Source organism: Clostridium sp. LIBA-8553, assembly GCF_057782465.1.
Map to the genome: position 1 here is coordinate 1,104,386 of NZ_CM173489.1, position 20,693 is coordinate 1,125,078.

Annotated in this window: 21 protein-coding genes; 17 read left to right on the plus strand and 4 right to left on the minus strand. The window is 29.7% G+C overall.

Annotated elements, in window-relative coordinates; genetic code table 11:
* Window positions 1-141 (minus strand): hypothetical protein, encoded by a 141-nt coding sequence (locus AC2JAQ_RS04770; RefSeq protein WP_488458161.1) that lies wholly within the window; start codon window positions 139-141, stop codon window positions 1-3.
* Window positions 142-156: 15 nt separating this feature from the next.
* A complete protein-coding gene (locus AC2JAQ_RS04775; protein WP_488458162.1) occupies window positions 157-477 on the minus strand; it encodes a heavy metal-binding domain-containing protein in 321 nt (106 codons plus the stop codon).
* Between the two features lie 656 nt (window positions 478-1,133).
* Here AC2JAQ_RS04775 and AC2JAQ_RS04780 point away from each other — a divergent pair.
* The 3 genes from AC2JAQ_RS04780 (at window position 1,134) to AC2JAQ_RS04790 (ending at window position 3,889) form a co-directional block, all read left to right on the plus strand.
* Window positions 1,134-1,322, plus strand: a complete 189-nt coding sequence (locus tag AC2JAQ_RS04780; protein ID WP_488458163.1) for a hypothetical protein — start codon at window positions 1,134-1,136, stop codon at window positions 1,320-1,322.
* A 125-nt stretch (window positions 1,323-1,447) separates the two neighbouring features.
* Window positions 1,448-2,236 (plus strand): ABC transporter ATP-binding protein, encoded by a 789-nt coding sequence (locus tag AC2JAQ_RS04785; RefSeq protein ID WP_488458164.1) that lies wholly within the window; start codon window positions 1,448-1,450, stop codon window positions 2,234-2,236.
* Between the two features lie 3 nt (window positions 2,237-2,239).
* The gene (locus AC2JAQ_RS04790) at window positions 2,240-3,889 is read left to right on the plus strand and encodes an ABC transporter permease (RefSeq protein ID WP_488458165.1); all 1,650 of its coding nucleotides are present in this window, start codon (window positions 2,240-2,242) and stop codon (window positions 3,887-3,889) included.
* Between the two features lie 418 nt (window positions 3,890-4,307).
* Here the strand turns inward: AC2JAQ_RS04790 and AC2JAQ_RS04795 are convergent, their stop codons facing one another.
* Together AC2JAQ_RS04795 and AC2JAQ_RS04800 are read right to left on the minus strand one after the other, a co-directional pair.
* Window positions 4,308-5,138 carry a LysM peptidoglycan-binding domain-containing protein gene (locus AC2JAQ_RS04795; protein WP_488458166.1) on the minus strand — a complete coding sequence of 277 codons (831 nt, stop codon included), beginning with the start codon at window positions 5,136-5,138 and terminating at the stop codon, window positions 4,308-4,310.
* A gap of 375 nt (window positions 5,139-5,513) precedes the next feature.
* A complete protein-coding gene (locus AC2JAQ_RS04800; protein WP_488458167.1) occupies window positions 5,514-6,065 on the minus strand; it encodes a class I SAM-dependent methyltransferase in 552 nt (183 codons plus the stop codon).
* 852 nt (window positions 6,066-6,917) lie between these two features.
* Between AC2JAQ_RS04800 and AC2JAQ_RS04805 the strand changes: the two genes are divergently transcribed.
* From AC2JAQ_RS04805 to AC2JAQ_RS04870, 14 genes are all read left to right on the plus strand, one after another.
* Window positions 6,918-7,577 carry an NUDIX hydrolase gene (locus AC2JAQ_RS04805; protein ID WP_488458168.1) on the plus strand — a complete coding sequence of 220 codons (660 nt, stop codon included), beginning with the start codon at window positions 6,918-6,920 and terminating at the stop codon, window positions 7,575-7,577.
* Between the two features lie 62 nt (window positions 7,578-7,639).
* Entirely contained in the window at window positions 7,640-8,059 is a 420-nt protein-coding gene (locus AC2JAQ_RS04810) for a DUF5412 family protein (RefSeq protein ID WP_488458169.1), read from the plus strand.
* A 540-nt stretch (window positions 8,060-8,599) separates the two neighbouring features.
* The gene (locus tag AC2JAQ_RS04815) at window positions 8,600-9,226 is read left to right on the plus strand and encodes a DedA family protein (protein ID WP_488458170.1); all 627 of its coding nucleotides are present in this window, start codon (window positions 8,600-8,602) and stop codon (window positions 9,224-9,226) included.
* Between the two features lie 157 nt (window positions 9,227-9,383).
* Window positions 9,384-10,514: a 1-propanol dehydrogenase PduQ gene (locus AC2JAQ_RS04820; protein ID WP_488458171.1), complete on the plus strand. Its 1,131-nt coding sequence runs from the start codon at window positions 9,384-9,386 to the stop codon at window positions 10,512-10,514.
* A gap of 354 nt (window positions 10,515-10,868) precedes the next feature.
* Window positions 10,869-11,219 (plus strand): ethanolamine utilization microcompartment protein EutS, encoded by a 351-nt coding sequence (eutS, locus tag AC2JAQ_RS04825; protein ID WP_003453843.1) that lies wholly within the window; start codon window positions 10,869-10,871, stop codon window positions 11,217-11,219.
* Window positions 11,220-11,222: 3 nt separating this feature from the next.
* Window positions 11,223-11,657: a EutP/PduV family microcompartment system protein gene (locus AC2JAQ_RS04830; RefSeq protein WP_423238429.1), complete on the plus strand. Its 435-nt coding sequence runs from the start codon at window positions 11,223-11,225 to the stop codon at window positions 11,655-11,657.
* A 17-nt stretch (window positions 11,658-11,674) separates the two neighbouring features.
* Window positions 11,675-12,250 carry an ANTAR domain-containing response regulator gene (locus AC2JAQ_RS04835; RefSeq protein WP_488458172.1) on the plus strand — a complete coding sequence of 192 codons (576 nt, stop codon included), beginning with the start codon at window positions 11,675-11,677 and terminating at the stop codon, window positions 12,248-12,250.
* 3 nt (window positions 12,251-12,253) lie between these two features.
* Entirely contained in the window at window positions 12,254-13,681 is a 1,428-nt protein-coding gene (locus AC2JAQ_RS04840) for a sensor histidine kinase (RefSeq protein WP_488458173.1), read from the plus strand.
* A 289-nt stretch (window positions 13,682-13,970) separates the two neighbouring features.
* Window positions 13,971-15,404 (plus strand): ethanolamine ammonia-lyase reactivating factor EutA, encoded by a 1,434-nt coding sequence (gene eutA, locus AC2JAQ_RS04845; protein ID WP_488458174.1) that lies wholly within the window; start codon window positions 13,971-13,973, stop codon window positions 15,402-15,404.
* 18 nt (window positions 15,405-15,422) lie between these two features.
* Complete coding sequence (locus AC2JAQ_RS04850) at window positions 15,423-16,790, plus strand: ethanolamine ammonia-lyase subunit EutB (RefSeq protein WP_488458175.1); 1,368 nt, start codon at window positions 15,423-15,425, stop codon at window positions 16,788-16,790.
* A gap of 16 nt (window positions 16,791-16,806) precedes the next feature.
* On the plus strand, window positions 16,807-17,694 hold the full coding sequence (eutC, locus tag AC2JAQ_RS04855) for an ethanolamine ammonia-lyase subunit EutC (RefSeq protein ID WP_488458176.1): 888 nt from the start codon (window positions 16,807-16,809) through the stop codon (window positions 17,692-17,694).
* Window positions 17,695-17,715: 21 nt separating this feature from the next.
* Window positions 17,716-18,369: an ethanolamine utilization microcompartment protein EutL gene (eutL, locus tag AC2JAQ_RS04860; RefSeq protein ID WP_060795611.1), complete on the plus strand. Its 654-nt coding sequence runs from the start codon at window positions 17,716-17,718 to the stop codon at window positions 18,367-18,369.
* A gap of 12 nt (window positions 18,370-18,381) precedes the next feature.
* Window positions 18,382-19,158 (plus strand): BMC domain-containing protein, encoded by a 777-nt coding sequence (locus tag AC2JAQ_RS04865; protein ID WP_488458177.1) that lies wholly within the window; start codon window positions 18,382-18,384, stop codon window positions 19,156-19,158.
* Entirely contained in the window at window positions 19,158-20,636 is a 1,479-nt protein-coding gene (locus tag AC2JAQ_RS04870; protein WP_488458178.1) for an acetaldehyde dehydrogenase (acetylating), read from the plus strand. Before AC2JAQ_RS04865 ends, AC2JAQ_RS04870 begins: the two co-directional genes overlap by 1 nt.
* Window positions 20,637-20,693: the final 57 nt, after the last annotated feature.

The following is a 20,693-nucleotide window of genomic DNA, read 5'->3' on the forward strand; positions in this document are numbered from 1 at the left end:
TTAATACTTTTTATATTTTTCGTGATCAACTTTTTCACGTTTTTTTTCTTTAACTCTGCTACCTATTGCCCAAATAACTAAAATTATAGAGCCGAGAATCATAGTTCCATAAAACAAGGCAACTAATCCTACTATAATCATGAAAACACTTCCTATCTACTTATCTTCATAAACAACAGCCGTACCATAAGCAACCATTTCAGCAGCGCCAGCAGTAAGAGATGATGAAACAAGTCTCATTCCTACAATTGCATTTGCACCTAAAGCTTCAGCTTCATCTGCCATTCTTCCAATAGCTATTTGTCTAGCTTCTGTAAGCATTTCAGTATATGAAGTCATTTCGCCACCAACTAAATTTTTGAAGCTTGAAGTTATATCTTTACCAATGTTCTTACATCTTACAGTACTTCCTTTAACAAGTCCTTTAACTTCTTTTATTCCTTTACCTGGAATTGTTTCAGTTGTTAATATTAGCATAATAGATACCTCCTGAAAGTATTTTATATATTTTATGTTTTAAATTAAATTTTATCCTGAATAGAAACTTAGCTAGTAAGATAAATAAATAGGTTGAAAAACTAAACTAACTAAATTGTTAAATAAATGATATCATAGGTTAAAAAATAATTCAATATATAGTATTAAAAAACTTATTAAAAGATATAATAAAATATTTAAGTAAAATTAAGGTTTGAAAGATTGAATATAAATTGAGGGTATATTTTATGTGAAATTTTATTTTTAGCTAGAGTTTCAGACACAGCCCAAAATTGATACCATTTTAAAATATAATTAAAATTTTGGGGATTTATTAAGTAGTAAATATTTTAAGTGCTTAGCTAAAAGTTAAGAGTAATTTAGAGGAAATTAATCTATTGAAAAATAAAAGGTTATATATTTTTAGTAAGTTATTATAATGTTAATATTGTGTGAACAGAGTTGCTAGTGTAAAATAATGCTATAATGTAAAAAATTTCTTTAGAGATACAATCAGCTTTCACAGGAATTAACTTTTTAGAGAAAAATTAATTCTTTTAACATAAGTTGCTTTAGTTCCACGAATTTATTTATATCTCATTAAGAATTAAGTTAAGGATTTTTACATTAAATAAAATAAGAAAGAGGATAGAAATATGAAAAATATTGATGCTTACACAAGCAATAAAGAGGCTAGAAATGAAATGATTAGAGAGGGGTCTAAAATCTTTGCTGATGAAATGAGAAAATTACAAGAGAAAGATAATGAGAGTAAAAGAGAAGAAAGTTTAAAAGAAACTTCTGAAAAACTAGCTAGATACATGAAAGAGTTAGAAGAAAAATAATATGGTCTTAAGTATTATCTAAAAATTAGAGCTTATTAGATAGTGACGAGGTTGTATTTTGTTTAGGTTATAAAATAATTAGTAATATTTAATTTAATAAAATGAGGGAGCAAACTTTGGTAGGTATGGAGAAAAATAATGAGCTTATTATAAAAATAAGAGATTTAAAAATGAACTTTGGTTCAAAAGAGGTTTTAAAAGGAATAAATTTAGATATACGTAAAGGGGAAATAATAGGTTACATTGGAACTAATGGGGCAGGAAAAAGTACTACGGTTAAAATAATGTTAGGCCTTTTAAGTGGGTACACAGGTACTGTTGAGATTTTTGGAGAGAATATTTTAAAAAGTGATGGAAGCTATAAAAAGAGAATTGGATATGTTCCAGAAATGGCAGATATATATGATACTTTGACTGCTAAGGAGTATCTAACTTTTATGGGACAGCTATATGGCATGGAATATAAAGATGTTTTATATAAGAGTAAGCAGCTTATGAAAATACTGGGTATAGGTGAAGTTTACAATTCAAGGATTTCAAGCTTTTCTAAAGGTATGAGGCAAAAAGTTCTTTTAATATCAAGTCTTATACATAATCCAGATATTTTATTTTTAGATGAACCTTTAAATGGCTTAGATGCAAATAGTGTTATGGTTATAAAGGAAATTTTATCTGAACTAGTTAAAGAGGGTAAAACTATATTCTATTCATCCCACATAATTGATGTTGTTGAGAAAATAAGTCATAGAATAATTCTTTTAAATAATGGATTAGTTGCTGCAGATGGCAGTTTTGAAGAGCTTAAGGAAAATTGTAATGAAGAGTCTTTAGAAGAAATATTCAATGACTTAACTGGCTTTAATGATCATAAAAGATTAGCAGAAGAATTTACTGCACTTATAAAAGGGGTGTAGTTTATGAAAAAGGATAAATCTTTAATAATAGTTGATAGATTAAGAGGACTTTATGAAAAACTAGGTGTGGACTATGAAATGATGAGATTAATTTTAGAAACTAAGCTTATTATGAATAAAAGACGAGCACCTACAATTACTATGAACAATAAGAATAATGATGAGAAGGACAACAAATTTGGTATGGCATTGGGTCTATATGCACTAATGGGAGCATTTATGTCTATGCTTATAGTTTTAAAATATAATATAATGCTTCAAATGGCTCTTTATTTTGGTGCATTTATGTTTCTAATGGGTAGTAGCTTTATAGCAGACTTTTCCTATGTTCTTTTAGATGTTAGAGACAAGAATTTACTTGGAATCACTGGTGTAAGTGCTAAAACAATAAATGCTGCTAAGATTACTAATATTCTAATTTATATGACAAAGTTAAGCTTAGCCTTTGGAGGAGTTGGGATAGTTGTTTCTTTGAGATATGGAGTAGCTTTCACACTTATTTTCATATTAGAGATTATTCTTATTAATCTATTTATGGTACTTATAACAGCATTTATTTATTATTTAGTTCTTAAATTTTTTAATGGAGAAAAACTTAAGGATATAATAAATGGGGTTCAAATATTTCTTACTATTGGAATAATGGTTATGTACCAAATGATTGGAAGAATTTTTGATGTTTTAGAAGCTGGAGGCAATTTTAGTGTGACTAAGTGGTGGCAAGGATTAATACCATCTCTATGGTTTGCAGCTCCTCTTGAGATAATAGAAAGTGGAAGAGTGAATAGCACATTAATAATTTTTACAGTATTAGCAATTTTATCACCGTTAGTATCAGTATTTATTTACTTTAAAATAGCTAAGAGATTTGAAGACTATATTCAAAAGTTAAATAATAACACATATAAGGGAAAAGATAAGATACCGTTCTCTTTTAAGATTGGAAATCTAATTTGTAGAAATAATACTGAAAAAAGCTTCTTTAATTTTACTATTAATATAATAAAAAGTGAGAGAAATTTTAAATTGAAGACATATCCAAATTTAGCAATGGCTGTAGTTTTTCCCTTTATATTTTTAGCTAATTCTTCTAGAAATTATGTAGGTTTTACAGAGTGGAAAAATGCTATGGCTAATTCAAATGAATTTTTCACTTTATACATGTGTATATTTATGTTATCTCCTGTTATACTTATGATTAAATATTCAGATCAGTTTAAGGCAGCTTGGATATACAAGGCTGTTCCTATAGAGGATATGGCCTCAGTATTTAAGGGGGCCTTTAAGGGTGTATTTTATAAAATGGTTATGCCAGTTTATATATTATTGGCTCTGATATATTTGTGGATATTTAGCTTAAGAGTTATTCCTCAACTTATAGCTATATTTTTAGTAATAATTATTTTAAACATAATAACACTAAAGGCTATGGACAAACATCTTCCTTTCTCAGTAAGCTTTAAAGATGGTGATAAAATGGATGACTTGGGAATAACCTTAGTAGTTTTTATGTTAAGCATAATTTTAGGTGGAATTCATTATTTCATTAATAAAATGCCATATGGAGTATATATTTTTATAGTTTTAGAACTTATATTAATAGGGATTCTATGGAAAATAATAAGTAATGGGAAATACCACAAAATACAATAAAGTTTGCTTATAAAAATTTGAATTATATTTAATTTGAGGTTAGTTTTAAATAATTCTAAGAAAAAATTAAAAAAGATTAGAGAGACAGGGTAGCAGCTTAACTAAGAAGGATTTATTGTGTGAGAGTTTTTTAGAGAAAGGTATAAAAGCAAAGATAGAAATTGATAGATTAGAAAAAGGAAAAATTCCTATAAAACAGAGCATATAAGTAAAAAGGACTTATGAAAATACTTATGTTAATAAGACTTATAAACATTTTAGAAAATAGATATTTATCAGTTTTTTAAAATGGTTATAGGTTTTATTAAGTAGATATTTATGACAAGTCCTTTTTTATTTTATTCAAAATTTTATTTTAATAAAGAGGTTTATTTTTAAAAGTTTTTTATATGCTAAGTGTTATATTTGCCTAAATTATTTATATATTAGGTAAAAATACTTCCTCTCCTAATGGAAGTATATCGTTGTGGAATGGATTAACATCCATAAGAAAATCTATAACCACCTCATGATTATAAGTAGGATAGTATTTTCTTGCTATGTTATACCAAGTATCCCCTTCTTTTACTGTGTATTTTTTTCCATCCTCAAAAGCATTTACAGGAACTAGTAAGGTATCCCCTGATTCTAGTGAAGAAACATTATTTACTTGATTGAGAGATTTTATAATATTCAAACTAGAATTAACAGTACAAGTTTCCTTGAACTTTTTAGCAACGTCACTTAAGCTTTCATTTTCTTTAAGAGTATATTTTTCAGTTTCTAAATCATTTAAGTAAGAAGAATAGCTTAGTGTTTTCTTGCTTTCAGATTTAGAGTCATCAGTTTTAGTTCCCTTGTTATTATTATCTGCAGGTTCCTTTGAGTTTGAGTTTTCATTGGAAGTTTTATTACTGTTTTCATTAGTATTGCTCTTATTTGATTTCTCTTCAGTAGATTTTTCCTCTGAATTATTAGAAGTTTTCTCAGATTGTTTTTCATTTGTATCTGAGTTATTTTCTTTTTGCTTTGAATCAGTTTCTTTCAATCTCTCACTTAAGTCATTTTGTGAATCTTGGTTTTTATCTGTATTCTCAGAAGAAGTATCTACATCATTATCCTCATCATAATCAGTTGGAGTATTGCTTGAAACCTTCTGAGAAGTTGCTTTATCTTTCATTAATATAGAAAAAGTTGAATATGTAAAGTAGCCTAATAAAGCTACACATATCAGTGATCCTACAAGGATTAAAGTATTTTTTTTGTTCATTTTTAATAGCCCTCCTATTTAAATTTATATTGGAATTATTGACTATTTTTTATAAAATATACACATAAAAAGAATCTTAAGCAAAATAATTTTCATTTAACTTAAGACTCGTTAACAAATAATAAATTTAAGGGGGATATATTATTATATTTAAAAATAATATATTTGTTATGGATAAAAATAACTATTTTTCTTAAAAAAGCTTGATTTAGTATAAAATTAGAATTATAATGTAAACGTATTAAGATATTGGTTTATATATGTATAGATTTAATTATATAATTTATTTTTTAGCCTTCCTGATCGGTTTAAGGGGGGCTCTTTTTTTAGTTGTTTTTTATTAGAATTAAGAGAATATAAGATTTTAAGGTATAATTATCTTTCTCCAACCAGACAAATAAGTTCATTTGATAGTGGAACTTCTTCAACTGGAGAAAAGGCAGCTTCTTTCATGTCGGAAATAATAGAATTTTTACTAGGAGCTTCTTTATGGAATCCTTCTTTCCAATCAGCAACGAAAATCTTTCCATTTTCCTTTAAAACTCTATAGGTATCTTTAAGAAGTTCAATAGGAGAATGAAGTTCATGATGAAGGTTTATCATAATTACTAAGTCTACAGAGCTATCTTTTAAGGGAATATGGTTTTCTTGCATTTTTCCAATCGTTAATCTATTAGGATAAGAAGATTTTAGGTTCGTATTCATGTAGTCTATGAATTCATCAGCAATATCTAGTGCATAGCAAGTGCTATCAGGAAGTTTTTCTAAAAATGCACGAGAAAATAATCCAGTACCTGCTCCAACATCGGCAATTACTGGAGAATCATTTAGAGCTAAAATTTTTAGCAGTTCTCTTAAATCTATTAAATTTAACCTTTCAGGGCTATTAAGTTTTTCAAAATCCTCTGTATTAAATTTCTTACTCATAATAAAGTCCTTTCATATATAAATTTCAAAGTTTACTTTAGTATTATCAAATTAATTTAATCTTATTATTTATAAATATCTTTTTGTAGATTTTAAACTTTTGCTGAATTATCTTACTCTAAAACCCTTTAATTTTATTTAGGAATGAGGAGTATGGAATTGTTACTTAGTATAGATTAAATTAAAAGAATATTAGTAATTTATTAGCCTTTGGTATAGAAATGATAAGAAGTTTAATAGGATTAAGGAAAAAGGTATTAGCGAAAGTATTGTTATAAATCTGCTTTTGGTAAATTTTCCTACAATAATAAGTAGTAAAGTGATAATTAATAGTATAATTATTTTAATAAGATTCATGGAAGAGGCCTCCTTAATTATTTAAATATTAGTGGCTAAGATTCAATTTTTAATTTTATCTTTTAAACTTACACATCTGGGTAAAACGAAAGGGTAAAAAACTAAAAGTAATATTATGAAAATAGCTAGATTTAAAAAGGAAACTTTAAATAAATTTAAAGTAGTAACTTATAATAAAGAATAGTATTTTGTAATTTCTTTAGCATATTCTAGAATAGTTTGAATTTAAACCTTTATTCATAGGGAAATTTCATGTTATATATTAATTAAGGTTAACATATAAATATATATTCTGTTGTTAAATTATATGAGTTAATTGGTCATACTATGAAACATAAGGTCATAAAAATAAAGTTAATTTTTATAAATTTTTATTTTATAAGATATTATACTTTAAATTTGAAAAAAGGATTTAGTTATATAAAATTATCACGGCTTGAAGTGATTTATAAGTGTTTTAATAATTAGATTTAGTATTAAGAGGTGAGGATTATTATGAGCAACATTGAGGAATTAAAAGAAGTATTTAAGGGGTATAAAGTTGGAATTAATGGATCAGAAGACATGAAAAAATGTTCCGTTTTAATACCTCTTATAAATATAAATGGTGAATATAATATTATTTTTGAGATAAGAAATAACAAGTTAAATAGTAATCCAGGAGAAATATGTTTTCCAGGAGGAGCTATAGAACAGGGAGAAAGTCCTAAGGAAGCTGCTTTAAGAGAGTGTTTTGAGGAAATTGGATTAGGAAAAGAAAAATTAGAGATTATAAGCGAGCTAGATTTATATGTTTCGCCTAATAATATATTAATTTATCCATTTTTAGGAGTTGCAAAAAATTCTAAAGAAGATATAATAAATAGTATTTTAATAAATAAGGAAGAGGTAGAGGACATATTAGTGATTCCTTTAGTATATTTCATGAACTATGAGCCAGAGGTAACTTATAGTAAGATTTTGAATGTTCCAAAGGAGGATTTTCCTTTTCATAATATAATCGGAGGTAAAGATTATAAATTTAGAGAGGGAAAGTATAAAGTTATATTTTATAAGTATGATAAATATGTTATTTGGGGGATGACAGCTAGAATACTTGAAAATTTTTTAAATTTATATAGAAATTTTTATAATAATAAAAAAGCTATGAATTAAATTTTATTGAGTATTGGTAAAATGTTTAAAATTTTGATTATTGAAACGTAAGGAGAGATTAAGTGGAGAAAATAGATTTAAATAAGAAGTGTAAAATAAATAGAGCTATTATTGTTTTTACACTTTTTATAACCATTGGTACTTTGGGAGCAATTTGGTTTTCTACCTTTAATTATTATTATGAGGAACTTAAACACAATGAAGTATCAATAGATAGATTACCAATAGGTAGTTTGCAAAAGAGTTATGATTCTCCAGATAAGAGATATACTATAAATTCATATATATGTAGTTCAGGAACTTTAAATGATTGGGCTGCAAGGTGTGAATTAGTAGATAACTTAACGGATATGGCAAAAAATATTTACTGGGATTATAAAATAGAAATAGTAGATGTTAAGTGGATTAATGAGAATACTGTTTCAATAAATGGTCATCATATAAATGTTGAAAAAGAAGTATATGATTGGAGAAAAGAATAGAAAGTATAAAAAGGACAAATACCTAAAGTATTTGTCCTTTTTAAATCACATTCAATAATACGTAAATAACACAAAAGTGCATTAAAAATGAAAAAAATTAATTAGTTTATCGATGACAAACCAAGAAAAGAGGGTGTCATCATTAAAACCTTTACACTTATTATAATATATTATTTTTAAAAAATCAAGAAAATGTTTTCAAAAAATAAGAAAGTTTTTAGTAATAAATTTGAAAGAATAATTTGGTATTATAATGTTTATAAAGGATTTTTGGTGAGAAGATAGGATGTACACTATATCAACTTTATTTAGGATTAGATTGTAATCCTAGAGAGTTAAATATACCAAATGATGAAGTGTTTATTTTAGGGGATGGTTCTCATGAAGAAAATTACTTGCTATCTTTAGAAGAAAGTTATTAAAAGGCTAGTTTCTAGAGGATAAGAAATAGAGGAAGCTCTTTTTTTGATTAAGTTTAATTTTATCTATAGAAGGATAATTAACATTAAGTTAGAAGAAAGACAGAAAGGAAAATAGTTTATGAGTTTTTTTAGTAGTTTTATTAGCTTTATCATTTATTTGGCTAGTACTTGTGGATATACTGGAATATTCATATTAAACATACTTGAGTATGCCTGTTTACCATTTCCAAGTGAAGTTGTACTTCCAGCAGTTGGGGCTAGTGTGGCAAGTGGTAAATATAGTATTTTATATGTTTTGCCAATAACTATAATTGGAGGAGTTATTGGTGCCCTAATAAGTTATTCAGTTGGTAAATATGCAGGACAAAGAGTTATTGCTTTTATTGAAAGTAAGCATAAAAAGAGTAAGTCTACATTTGAAAAGATAAATAGGCTATTTTCTAAATATGGCAGAATAACAGTTTTTCTAGCTAGGATTTTACCTTTTACAAGAACATACATATCTCTTTTTGCAGGAGCAGAAAATGTCAATAAAGGAATATTTGTGGTGTTTTCAGCATTGGGAATAACAATTATGGATGTTTTTTATCTTTCATTAGGGTATTTTGCTTATGATAATAAGGCTTTTATAGAAAAGGCCTTAAAGCATTATTCAATAGCTTTAGTAATTATTACAGTCTTATCTATTTGTGCATATTGTATTTATAGAGTTTTAAAGAACAAGAAACTAAAACAAGAGAAATAAGTTTTATTGACAATATTTTTTAAAAAGAGTATATTAAAAATAACACAATGTGGTGTTTAGAGAGCAAAGAAGCTCCATAGGAAATCCCTATGGAGCTTCTTATTTTTTTATAAAGAAGTTCTCTTGCCCATAATCAATAAGAAGAGGGGAGCTAATAATGAAGAGGTTTAAGATTAAGACAGAAATACTTTTTGGAGAAGGAGCCTTAGATTATTTAAAAGAACTTAAAAACAAGAAAGTTTTTATAGTTACAGATCCTTTTATGGTGAAGTCAGGTACTATAGAAAAACTAACTAATAACTTAAAAGAATCTGAGGTATGTGTGTTTAGTGAAATAGTTCCAGATCCACCAATTGAATTAGTTGTAAGTGGAATTGAGATGCTTAAGGAGTTTAATCCAGATGTGGTTATTGCTTTAGGGGGAGGTTCTGCTATAGATGCAACTAAAGCAATAATAGATTTTTCAAAGAAATTAGTTAAATTAAATGAAATGAAGTTTATAGCTATACCAACAACTAGTGGTACAGGCTCAGAAGTTACTTCATTTTCTGTAATAACAGATAATCAAAAAGGAGTTAAATATCCTTTAGTTTCTGATGAACTATTACCAGACATAGCAATTTTAGATCCAGAACTTGTTAGAACAGTTCCAAATTTTATAACTGCTGACACAGGAATGGATGTACTTACTCATGCCTTAGAGGCATATGTTTCTAAAAATGCAACAGACTTTTCAGATGCTTTAGCTGAGAAGGCGGCTACATTAGTGTTTAAATATTTATTAAAAGCCTATAAAGATGGAAACGATATAGAGGCTAGAGAGAAGATGCACAATGCTTCATGTTTAGCTGGATTAGCATTTAATGAGGCTTCTTTAGGAGTAAATCATGGTATCGCACATGTTTTAGGAGGAAAATTCCATGTTCCTCATGGAAGAACTAATTCAATATTATTACCTCATATAATAGAATATAATGCAGACATAACAGGTTATAACTCAAGAGAGTTTAGTGAGGCTGCTGAAAAGTATGCTAGAATAGCTAAAATAGTTGGATTACAAGGATCAAATACTAGAGGATTAGTTAAAAATCTTATAAATGAAATTAAAAAGATGCAAAAAACTATGAATATGCCTACAACTTTAAGAGAATGTAAAGTTGATATTGATGAGGTTAATAGACTAGAAGAGGAAGTTGCTAAGTTAGCATTAAAGGATGCTTGTACAGAAACTAACCCAAGAATACCAGATGAAAAAGATATAATATTAATTTTAAACAAAATTAAATAGTTGTTGTTTTAGCTCCTTAAATGATTATAGCTTTTAGTATTAGTCTTTTAGGGAGTTTTAATTTAATGGTTCTTATAAGGTGTTATTTTTGCAAAGGTCCAAGTAAAAGACAAAAAAATTGTTAATATGACAAAATAATATGAAAAATTTATGAAAATGTTGACATTGAATTAATTAAAATTTATAATAAGATTATCACAAAGGTGTGATTAAGTTTTAGAGCAATGCAGCTTCTTAAGGGATTTCATTTATTCAAAAATAGGAATGAAACTTTAAGAAGCTTTTTTATTAAAAAGTTATGAAAAGGATTTGACTAATCAATAATTTAGTGTGGGAAAGTAAGGTGAGAAGCATATGGGAGAAGAGTCAAAACAGAGAATTATACAAGAATATGTACCAGGGAAACAGGTTACACTTGCTCATATAATAGCAAATCCTAATGAGGATATATACAAAAAATTAGGTCTTATAGTGGACAAGAAGGATGCAATAGGAATCCTGACTATAACACCAAGTGAAGCATCTATCATAGCAGCAGACGTTGCTACAAAGGCTTCAGGAGTTTCATTAGGTTTTATAGATAGATTTAGTGGATCTTTAGTAGTAACTGGTGATATAAGTTCTGTTGAGTCAGCCTTAAATGAAGTTTTAGATGTTTTAGGTAACATTTTAAATTTCTCATCAACTAAGATCACGAGGACTTAGACTATGGGAAGAGTAATATTTATGGGTAAGACAGGGTGTGGGAAAACAACATTATGCCAAGCCTTAAACAACTTAGAAATAAAGTATAAGAAAACTCAAGCCATAGAGCTCTATGATAACGCCATAGATACTCCAGGGGAATATATAGAAAACAGAGGATACTATAATGCTTTAATAGTTACAGCAGCAGATGCTGATATTATAGCTTTAGTTTATGACTGTACTTCAGAAGAAAATTATATTGCTCCAGGATTTGCAAGTATATTTTGCAAAGAAGTAATAGGTATTATCACAAAGATAAATCTAGCTAAGGATGAAGAAGAGATAGAAATAGCAGAAGATAGATTAAGATTAGCTGGAGTAAGCAACATATTTAAAGTTGATACAGTGGATGATGTGGGAATTGAAGAGTTATTTAATTACTTAAACAAATTTTAATTTGAGGTGAACTGTTAATGAAAAGAACTATAGTAATAGTCGATGATGAGCCTATTACAAGAATGGATACAAGGGAAATTTTAGAGGCTAATGGATACGATGTTGTAGGAGAGGCTTCTGATGGTTTTGAAGCAATTGAAGTTTGTAAGAAATATAATCCTAGCTTAGTTTTAATGGATATAGATATGCCTTTATTAGATGGAATAAAAGCTAGTAAGGTATTAACTAGGGAAAAGTTAGTTGGGGGCATAATATTATTAACAGCATTTGAAGATAAGAAATATATTGAAATGGCTAAAGAAGTAGGAGCCTTTGGATATATGATAAAGCCTGTAAATGAAAAAGTATTTATTCCTACTGTAGAGATGTGCTTATCAAAGGCAAATGAATTTGATGAACTAAAAAAAGACTTTGATAAGATAAATAATAAATTAAATGATAGAAAGTTAATTGAGAAGGCAAAAGGAATACTTGTTAAGCAGTTAAATTCAACTGAAGACGAGGCTTATAATAGAATAAGAAAGTTAAGTATGGATAGAAGAACTACCATGGCTGAGATAGCAAAAATAATCATTGTTGGATATGAGGAATAAATAATGATTGGGACATTATGTAGAGAATACACACTTTTAAATCAAGATGAAATAAATAAAATAAGGGAAGTTTCAAAATCCTTACAGCTTATGGCAGATTTTTATGAAAGTGATGTATTTATAGATGTCTTAGATAAAGATCAAAACTTTGCTATTGTAGTAGATCATGCTATTCCAAAGGAGAAGCCTTCCTTATATAAAGAAAATGTAGTTGGAAAAAAAGCTTTAAAAGAAAATGAGCCTGGTGTTATAAAAACCTTAGAAACCGGAACAGTTAATAAGGATATAAAGGCACTAAACCAAGAAAATAAGTTTGTAAAACAAAGAATACATCCAATTCTTCATGAAGAAAAGGTTGTAGGAGTTGTAATAGTAGAAAAAGATATTAGTAATGAACTTGAATTTACTTTCAAGATAGATATAAGTTCTGCAAATGAAAAATCAGAATCAAAGGAATTTTTAAAACTTTTAAAAGAAGGTTCTTTAATAGCAAATAACCTGTATGATGGGATTCTTGTTTTTGATAAAAAAGGAAAACTTGTTATAAAGAATATTAGAGCAGATGACATCTATAATTGCTTAGGCTATGAGAACATAAGCTATGGAGATGATTTTGATAAATTATCCTTAGATTGCGCTAAGTTTGAAGATATTTCTAGAATTTTTAATGAAAAAGAGGATTTTAAGCAGGTTAAAGAAATTCAAGTTGAAAATTCTTATTTTGAAATAAGTAGAACATTTACAAATAAAGAGAACTTAAGAGTTATAGAGGTAATAAAGGACATAAGTGAGATTAAAAATAAAGAGGCTGAGTTAGTCTTAAAGTCAGTAGCTTTAAGAGAAGCTCATCATAGAGTAAAAAATAGTTTGCAAACAGCAGCGGCATTACTTAGAAGTCAGAGTAGACGATGTAAAAATGATGAAGCTAAAGAATATCTACAAGAGAGTGTAAACAGAATACTTGCTATTGCTACAACTCATGATTTATTATCTAAATCTCAAGGAAGTAATATTAAAGTTAGAGATGCCTTAGAGGCATTAATAGAAAATATAAAGAAAAGTTGGTATGGAACAAATATAAATATCTATATAACAGGAAATAATTTTTATATAGGTGGAGAAAAGTTAACTGGCTTGCTTCTAATAATGAATGAGCTTATACAAAATTGTTATGATCATGCATTTGGTGATAAAGAAGAAGGAACAATCCAAATCCTTATTCAAAGCCAAGGAGAAGACAAAACTATAGCTGTTGTAGATGATGGATGTGGTTTTGATTTAGGGTTAGTTGGTAGCAATAATTTAGGATTATTCATAGTTAATAGTTACATGAAGGATCAACTAAAAGGAACTATGGATATAACTTCTAATAAAGAAGGAACCAAAGTAATATTAAATTTTAAAATTGAAGAAAATAAAGAATGTAAATAACTATGAACTGCGAAGTAGTGGTTTGAATTGAGCAATGAGGCTTAAGGTTATAGAAAAGAAAACTTAGATTTTTTAATCTAGTTTATTTCTGTAGCTTTAAGCCTTTTTAGTTCTTTAAAATAAAATTTTAGCTTAAAAAGGTGTTTGTTTTTTAGATAAGACTCTAAGCACTGACTGAATAAAAATAATACTAATGTTTATAAGCTAAAGAATTTAATTAGGGTGTTATGAGTTGGTATGAAAAATAACAACTTATAAAATTTTTGGAAGGTATCAAGGGGGTGAAAGGGTGAAAGAGGAACTTTTAAGTGTAGGAATAGATATAGGTACAAGTACAACTCAGCTTATATTTTCTAAGTTAATAGTTGAAAATGAAGCATCAGCTTTTACCGTTCCAAGAATAAGTATTGTAGATAAGGAAATTATCTATAGAAGTGAAGTTTATTTTACACCACTTATTTCAAATACTGAAATAAATGGACAGAGAATAAAAGAAATCATTGAAGAAGAATATAAAAAAGCTGGAATAAATAAGGATGATATTCAGACAGGTGCAGTAATCATAACTGGAGAGACAGCTAGAAAAGAAAATGCGAATGATGTATTACATACATTAAGTGGATTTGCTGGAGACTTTGTTGTGGCAACAGCTGGGCCAGACCTAGAAAGTATCATAGCTGGAAAGGGTGCTGGAGCACATATTTATTCTAAGGAACATTCAACCAGTGTTGTAAATATAGACATTGGAGGAGGAACAAGTAACCTTGCACTATTCCTAAGAGGTGAGGTGAAAGAAACAGGATGTCTTGATGTAGGAGGAAGACTTATAAAGATTAATCCAAGTACAAGAGAGATAACTTATATTTCGCCTAAAATAGAAAAGATAATAAAAGAAAAGAATCTAGGACTAGAAGTAGGAACTAGAGCTACATTAGAAAATATAAAGCCAGTAGTTGATATGATGGTGAAATGGCTAGAAGAAAGTGTTGGCTTAAGATCTAAGGATGAATACTTTGATTATATAGTAACTAATAAAAGTATAGCCTTGGAAACAGAGATAAAATGCATATCCTTCTCAGGAGGAGTTGCAGATTATATATATTATGAGGGAGAAGTTCAAGACTATTTTAAATATGGTGATATTGGAATAATACTAGGACAAGCTATTAAAAACTCAGATTTATGTAGGAAGCTTAAAGTAGTAAAAGCCATTGAAACCATAAGAGCCACTGTTGTAGGAGCTGGTTCTCATACAACAGAAATAAGTGGAAGTACAATTACTTACACAAAGGATAGTTTCCCAATAAAAAACTTACCTATATTAAAGCTTAGTCTAGAAGATGAGAGTCAAGGATCAGAAGAACTAGAAAAAGCTCTTAAAAAGAAAATAGAGTGGTTTAGATTAGAAAATGACTTTCAAAAGATAGCTATAGCTATTAATGGTAAAAAGAACCCATCCTTTAAAGAAATACAAGAATATGCAAAAGGTCTTGTAAATGGAATGAAGGATTTAATAGACAAAGATGGACAACTCATAGTGGTTGTTGAAAATGATATGGCTAAGGTTTTGGGGCAAGCAATATATTCCTTACTTAATTTCGAAAAAGAAATTATCTGTATTGATGGTATTAAGGTTGAAAATGGTGATTACATAGACCTTGGAGCACCAATTGCTGAGGGAAAAGTATTACCTGTCGTTATAAAAACACTAGTTTTTAACTAATTGGAAGGAGGATAAGAAATGATTTTAAAAACAAAATTATTTGGAAAAGTCTATGCTTTCAAATCTTTAAATGAGGTTATGGCTAAGGCAAATGAAGAGAAATCAGGAGACAAATTAGCTGGATTAGCTGCGGAGTCTTCAGAGGAGAGAGTAGCAGCAAAGGTTGTATTATCAAATATAACTTTAGAGGATTTAAGAAATAACCCAGCAGTTCCTTATGAAATAGATGAGGTAACAAGAATAATTCAAGACGATGTAAATGAAAAAGTTTATGATGAAATAAAACACTGGACAGTATCTGAATTCAGAGAATGGATACTTGATGACAATACAACAGGTGCTGATATAAGAAGAATTTCAAGAGGTTTAACTTCTGAAATGGTAGCAGCTGTAACAAAATTAATGTCTAACATGGATTTAGTATATGGAGCAAGAAAAATAAAGGTAACAGCTCACTGTAATACAACAATCGGTGAAAAAGGAACTTTATCAGCAAGACTTCAACCAAACCATCCAACAGACGATCCAGATGGAATAATGGCTTCATTATTAGAAGGATTAACTTATGGAGTTGGAGATGCAGTTTTAGGATTAAACCCAGTTGATGACTCAGTTGAGAGTGTTACTAAGGTATTAAAGAGATTTGAGGAAGTTAAACAAAAGTTTAAAATCCCAACTCAAACTTGTGTATTAGCTCACGTAACAACTCAAATGGAAGCTATAAGACAAGGTGCTCCAACAGACCTAATATTCCAATCAATAGCAGGTTCTGAAAAAGGAAACGAAGCTTTTGGATTTAATGCAGCTACTATAGAAGAAGCTAGACAGTTAGCTTTAAAACATGGAACAGCTACAGGTCCAAATGTAATGTACTTTGAAACTGGACAAGGTTCAGAGCTTTCATCAGATGCACACCATGGAGTTGACCAAGTAACTATGGAGGCTAGATGTTATGGATTCGCTAAGAGATTCCAACCATTCTTAGTTAACACAGTTGTTGGATTCATAGGACCAGAATATTTATATGATTCAAAACAAGTTATAAGAGCAGGTCTTGAAGACCATTTTATGGGTAAATTAACAGGAATACCAATGGGATGTGATGCATGTTATACAAACCACATGAAAGCAGACCAAAATGATATAGAAAATTTAGCTGTATTATTAACAGCAGCAGGATGTACTTACTTCATGGGAATCCCACATGGAGATGACGTAATGCTTAACTACCAAACTACAGGATATCATGAAACAGCTGCCTTAAGAGAAATTTTTGGATTAACAGCTATTAAGGAATTCCAAGATTGGTTAGTTGAAATGGGATTCGTAGATGAAAATGGAAAGCTTACTAAAAAAGCAGGAGATGCATCTGTACTTTTAGGATAGGAGGGAGAAGAGAGTTATGAACGAAAAAGATTTAAAACTAATGGTTGAGCAATTAGTTAGCCAAATGGTTGGACAAGTTGATATGCAATCAGTAGAAAAAGTGGTTAAGGAAGTTACTCAAAATCAATCTCAAGTAGAAAGTGATGAGTTTATACCGGATATTACAGAAATAGATATAAAGAAACAGCTTTTAGTCGATGATCCAGCTGATAGAGAGGCTTATTTAGCTATGAAAGCTAAAACTCCAGCTAGACTTGGAACAGGAAGAGCTGGTGCTAGATATAAGACTATAACGGCTTTAAGAGTTAGAGCAGACCATGCTGCAGCTCAAGACTCAGTATTCTCAGATGTTTCAGAGGAGTTTATTAAGAAGAATAACTTAATACCTGTAAAAACTATGTGTACTGATAAGGATGAATATGTAACTCGTCCTGACCTTGGAAGAAAGTTTTCACCAGAAACAATAGAGTTTATAAAAGAAAAATGTGCTAAAAATCCTAAAGTTCAAATCATGGTTGGAGATGGATTAAGCTCAGCTGCTATAGAAGCTAACTTAGAAGACATTCTTCCTTCAATAGAACAAGGATTAAAAATGTATGGATTAGAGGTTGGACCTATATTATTCGTTAAATATTGTAGAGTTCCATCTATGGATGCAGTAGGAGAAGCAACTGGTGCAGATGTTGTTTGCTTACTAGTTGGAGAAAGACCAGGTCTTGTAACTGCAGAATCAATGTCAGCTTACATAGCATATAAACCAAAGGTTGGAATGCCAGAGGCTAAGAGAACAGTTATATCAAACATTCATAAAGGTGGAACAACTGCCGTTGAAGCAGGAGCTCACATTGCAGAGTTAATAAAAACAATGTTAGATAAAAAAGCTTCAGGAATAGATCTTAAATAATAAGTTTGGAGGGAATTAAGCATGAAAAATGATTTAATACGTCCTAATGTTTTAAGCGTTAAGATAATATCAAATGTTAGTCCAGAGATGGCTAAAAAATTAGAATTAGAACCACATCACAAGAGTTTAGGATTAATCACAGCTGACTGTGATGATGTAACATATACAGCTTTAGATGAGGCTACAAAAGCAGCAGAGGTTGATGTAGTTTATGCTAGATCAATGTATGCAGGAGCTGGAAATGCTTCAACAAAGTTAGCTGGAGAAGTAATTGGTATCCTTGCTGGACCAAGCCCTGCTGAAGTTAGAAGTGGATTAAATGCTACTTTAGATTTCATTGATAGCGGAGTTGGATTCATAAGTGCAAATGAAGATGATTCAATTTGTTATTATGCTCAATGTGTATCAAGAACTGGATCATATCTTTCAAAAACAGCTGGAATAAGAGAAGGGGAAGCATTAGCTTATTTAGTAGCTCCTCCATTAGAAGCAATGTATGCTTTAGATGCAGCATTAAAGGCTGCAGACGTTGAAATGTGTGAATTCTTTGCACCTCCAACAGAAACAAACTTTGCAGGAGCCTTACTTACAGGATCACAATCAGCATGTAAAGCGGCATGTGATGCCTTCGCAGAGGCAGTACAATCAGTAGCTAGTAATCCATTAGGATTCTAATAGGCTAAAAATATGGGAAAAGCCTTAGGATTAATAGAATTTATAGGGTATGTGCCAGCTATATGTGCGGCAGACACAGCTCTAAAAGCTGCAAGTGTTGATTTGATTGGAATAGAAAAGGTTACTGGAGGAATCGTAACAGTAAAAATTACAGGAGATGTTGATGCTGTACAAGCTGCAGTGGAGTCTGCTGAAAATTATGCAAGTAGGATTGGAAGTTTAAGAAGTGCTCATGTGATTCCAAGACTTGATGATGAGGTAGAAGCTCTTTTAATGAATAGCAAAGATTCAGAAGAGGAAATACAAGAAGAAATTCAAGAAGTGGAAGAAGAGATTGAAGAGGTTTATGAAGAAATAAAAGATGAGATGGTGGAAGCTATTTTAGAAGAAACAGAATCTGAAATGGAAGACCTGCAAGAAGATGTTGTTAAATGTGTTAAAGATATTAAAGAGGAAAGCCCAGAAGAAAAAGTTTCTAGAATAGAGGAAATAGAAATTGAAGTAATCTCTGAAAATGAAGAAACCTCAAAGGAAGCTTTAGAGGAAGTTGCTGAAAAAGCTGAACTTATAGAAGATAAGGAAGAAACTTCAGAAGACAAGACTACAGAGCCTTTAAATAAAGAAGTGAATTCCATGGATATAAAAGAAATATCTAAAATGAGTGTTAAGGAATTAAGAAAGAAAATAAAATCCTTAAATATTAACATAACTTCTAACAAGCTTAAATCTCTAAAGAAAAAAGATTTAGTAGATGTACTACTAAAATATAAAGAAGAAGGTGAAAGTTAATGGAATTTTTAGATAGAGACTTAGTTTCCATTCAAGAAACTAGGGGACTTATAAGAAAGGCTAAAGAGGCTCAAAGCAAGTTAGCACTTATGAGTCAGCAAGACATAGATAGAATTGTAAAAGCAATTTCAGAAGCTGCTTATGAGAATGCTGAGAAGCTTGCTAAAATGGCAAATGAAGAAACAGGCTTTGGAAAATGGGAAGACAAGATATTAAAAAATGTTTTCGCAGCAAAAAGTGTTTATGATTCAATAAAAGATATTAAAACAGTTGGAATAGTAGATGAGGATGTTGAGAAGAGAGTTTTCAAGGTAATGATACCAGTAGGAGTTGTTGCAGGTCTTATCCCTTCAACAAACCCAACATCAACAGCTATTTATAAGGCTATGATTTCAATAAAAGCTAGAAATGCAATTGTTTTATCACCACATCCAAGTGCAAAAAAATGTATTATTGAGACAGCTAAGATAATAGCAGCTGCAGCTGAGAGAGCAGGATGCCCTGAAGGGGCTATAGGATGCATCACAGTACCTTCAATAGAAGGAACTAATGAGCTTATGAAGAACAAAGACACTGCATTAATACTAGCAACTGGTGGAGAAGCAATGGTTAGAGCTGCTTACTCATCAGGAACACCAGCTATAGGAGTTGGACCAGGAAATGGACCAGCTTTCATAGATAAGAGTGCAGATGTTAAAGTAGCAGTTAAGAGAATATTAGATTCTAAGACTTTTGATAATGGAACAATATGTGCTTCAGAGCAATCAATAATAGTTGAAAAAGCTATGGAAGAAGTTGTTGTTAGAGAATTAAAAGAACAAGGAGCTTACTTCTTAACTGAAGAGCAAGCAAACCAGCTTTCTAAATTTGTAATGAGAGCAAATGGAACCATGAACCCACAAATAGTTGGAAAAACTCCACAGGCTATAGCTAAATTAGCTGGCTTAGAAGGAATACCTTCATGGGCAAGAGTTTTAGTTCCAAGAGAGTGTCATGTTGGACACAAGTATCCATTCTCAAGAGAAAAGTTAACAACAATCTTAACTTTCTATGTAGAAGAGAATGTAGATGCTGTATTAAATAAATGTAAAGAAATATTATTAAATGAAGGAGCTGGACATACATTCTGTATGCATGCAAATAATGAGGAACTTGTTAAGAGATTTGCATTAGAAATGCCAGTTTCAAGAATGGTAGTAAATTCACCAGGAGCTCTTGGTGGAATAGGAGCTACAAACAATCTAGTACCTGCCTTAACATTAGGATGCGGTGCTGTTGGAGGAAGTTCTACATCACACAATGTAGGTCCATTAGATTTAATGAATACAAGAAATGTAGCTTATGGAGTTAGAGAACTTGAAGATATTAGAGAGTTAGCTAATGATGCTACAAGAGAAGTTGCCGCAAGTTTAGACTTAGGCGATAAGGAAGAGTTAATAAACTTCTTAGTTAAGAAGATTATTCAAGAACTTAAGTAATTTTATAAGATAAATTGATTTTAATGTAAACTATAAGATTTAATCTTATAAATTATT

Excerpts from the sequence above, each read along its gene's own strand:
- AC2JAQ_RS04805 (WP_488458168.1), top strand. The coding sequence starts at position 6,918 with ATGAGCAACATTGAGGAATTAAAAGAAGTATTTAAGGGGTATAAAGTT.
- AC2JAQ_RS04790 (WP_488458165.1), top strand. The coding sequence starts at position 2,240 with ATGAAAAAGGATAAATCTTTAATAATAGTTGATAGATTAAGAGGACTT.
- AC2JAQ_RS04830 (WP_423238429.1), top strand. The coding sequence starts at position 11,223 with ATGGGAAGAGTAATATTTATGGGTAAGACAGGGTGTGGGAAAACAACA.
- AC2JAQ_RS04835 (WP_488458172.1), top strand. The coding sequence starts at position 11,675 with ATGAAAAGAACTATAGTAATAGTCGATGATGAGCCTATTACAAGAATG.
- eutL (WP_060795611.1), top strand. The coding sequence starts at position 17,716 with ATGAAAAATGATTTAATACGTCCTAATGTTTTAAGCGTTAAGATAATA.
- AC2JAQ_RS04775 (WP_488458162.1), bottom strand. The coding sequence starts at position 477 with ATGCTAATATTAACAACTGAAACAATTCCAGGTAAAGGAATAAAAGAA.
- AC2JAQ_RS04865 (WP_488458177.1), top strand. The coding sequence starts at position 18,382 with ATGGGAAAAGCCTTAGGATTAATAGAATTTATAGGGTATGTGCCAGCT.
- eutC (WP_488458176.1), top strand. The coding sequence starts at position 16,807 with ATGAACGAAAAAGATTTAAAACTAATGGTTGAGCAATTAGTTAGCCAA.
- AC2JAQ_RS04840 (WP_488458173.1), top strand. The coding sequence starts at position 12,254 with ATGATTGGGACATTATGTAGAGAATACACACTTTTAAATCAAGATGAA.
- AC2JAQ_RS04795 (WP_488458166.1), bottom strand. The coding sequence starts at position 5,138 with ATGAACAAAAAAAATACTTTAATCCTTGTAGGATCACTGATATGTGTA.
- AC2JAQ_RS04850 (WP_488458175.1), top strand. The coding sequence starts at position 15,423 with ATGATTTTAAAAACAAAATTATTTGGAAAAGTCTATGCTTTCAAATCT.
- AC2JAQ_RS04780 (WP_488458163.1), top strand. The coding sequence starts at position 1,134 with ATGAAAAATATTGATGCTTACACAAGCAATAAAGAGGCTAGAAATGAA.
- AC2JAQ_RS04820 (WP_488458171.1), top strand. The coding sequence starts at position 9,384 with ATGAAGAGGTTTAAGATTAAGACAGAAATACTTTTTGGAGAAGGAGCC.
- eutS (WP_003453843.1), top strand. The coding sequence starts at position 10,869 with ATGGGAGAAGAGTCAAAACAGAGAATTATACAAGAATATGTACCAGGG.
- AC2JAQ_RS04785 (WP_488458164.1), top strand. The coding sequence starts at position 1,448 with ATGGAGAAAAATAATGAGCTTATTATAAAAATAAGAGATTTAAAAATG.
- AC2JAQ_RS04770 (WP_488458161.1), bottom strand. The coding sequence starts at position 141 with ATGATTATAGTAGGATTAGTTGCCTTGTTTTATGGAACTATGATTCTC.
- AC2JAQ_RS04870 (WP_488458178.1), top strand. The coding sequence starts at position 19,158 with ATGGAATTTTTAGATAGAGACTTAGTTTCCATTCAAGAAACTAGGGGA.
- AC2JAQ_RS04800 (WP_488458167.1), bottom strand. The coding sequence starts at position 6,065 with ATGAGTAAGAAATTTAATACAGAGGATTTTGAAAAACTTAATAGCCCT.
- AC2JAQ_RS04815 (WP_488458170.1), top strand. The coding sequence starts at position 8,600 with ATGAGTTTTTTTAGTAGTTTTATTAGCTTTATCATTTATTTGGCTAGT.